2 protein-coding genes are annotated in these 1,240 nt (G+C 44.5%); both read left to right on the forward strand.

Annotated features, from left to right (window positions below; translation table 11 throughout):
• The first annotated feature begins 13 nt into the window (after positions 1 to 13).
• A complete protein-coding gene (locus R7F07_RS25025) occupies positions 14 to 151 on the forward strand; it encodes a hypothetical protein (RefSeq protein ID WP_276434398.1) in 138 nt (45 codons plus the stop codon).
• A gap of 158 nt (positions 152 to 309) precedes the next feature.
• Positions 310 to 1,240, forward strand: a 931-nt coding sequence (locus R7F07_RS25030; RefSeq protein WP_029799929.1) for an ABC transporter substrate-binding protein, incomplete at its 3' end; no start/stop codon positions are given.

Below are 1,240 nucleotides of genomic sequence, written 5' to 3' on the forward strand. Positions count from 1 at the left end.
TGCTGAGTTCGCGATCACAAAAAATCTAGCACTACAGGTTGAATGGGAATACATGAAACCTGAGTTAGACGTAGCGAAACTAGGCAGTGAAAAAGTCACCGTTGAAGCAGAAATCAGCGCGTTCTCTGTCGGTATGAGCTACCGTTTCTAAGCATTTTTATTCAAGTTCTTTGGGCTTAACCCAAGCGGTGTGCTGTTGTTTGTTCAGTTAAGCCCTCAGTTTGAATTCATATAGATATGACACAGGAAGTTTGGTCACTAAGCTTCCTGTGTTATTTTTGGTTTTTAGAAAAACGCTCAGGAAGCACTGTGAACGATGTAAATCTTAGATATTTAGATTTTCTGCTCAAACATTTTGAACCGCATAAGCATCATTTAGTGACGCTTAGCGAACTCGAATCTGTGATTTGCACGTCCAGACGTAACGTTTCCATTGTGATGAAAAAGCTGGCGGCTTACGGTTGGGTGGATTGGCAACCGGCGATTGGGCGAAGCAACCCAAGCCGCTTGAGTATCACCATTACTTTGCAACAAGCGATGACCGAGTTTTTGGTGGAAGAGCTTGCTAGGGGCAGAATGAATTCGATAACAAAGCTTATCGATTGGTTCGGCCAAACGGCGGTTCGTTCGCTTACGATTGCATCGGAAAAAGTGAACGAGCTGAATGAGTCTAAAAACGCCATTCTTATTTCTTCTTATCCCTGGGTTTCAAATATCGATCCCGCAGAGACCTTCCGTCATACCGAATTACACGTGGTCAAAAGTGTTTATGATGGGCTGCTAACACAAAACTCCAATGGTGGCATTGAGCCCGCTTTAGCTCATGAATGGAAAATGGAAGAAAACGTCATGACGTTATGGTTAAGGCCGGGCATTTTTCGTCATGATGGTGAGCTTCTGAGCATAGACGACGTGGTTTGGAGTTTAGAAAGACTCAAGCAAATTAAAGGGCCGGTTTATGAGCTTTGGCAATGCATTGAAACCGTTACAGCCGAAACTCCGAACTGCTTGAAGATAGTGCTCAAACGCGCAAACCAATTCTTTCCATACATGTTAGCCACGCCACATGCCTCAATATTGTGTCGAGACACGGCCTCTTTTGGCTCGGGTTATTCATATCATATCGGTACTGGGCCATTTCGAATCAGCAGTTGGAACAAAGAGAGCATCACGCTGCAAGCGCACAAAGAGTATTTTTCTGCACGCGCGCTTTTGGATCAAATTACGCTTTCTCACGGCG

The sequence above is a fragment of the Vibrio sp. YT-16 genome, assembly GCF_033337405.1.
In the GTDB taxonomy this organism is placed as follows: domain Bacteria; phylum Pseudomonadota; class Gammaproteobacteria; order Enterobacterales; family Vibrionaceae; genus Vibrio; species Vibrio alginolyticus.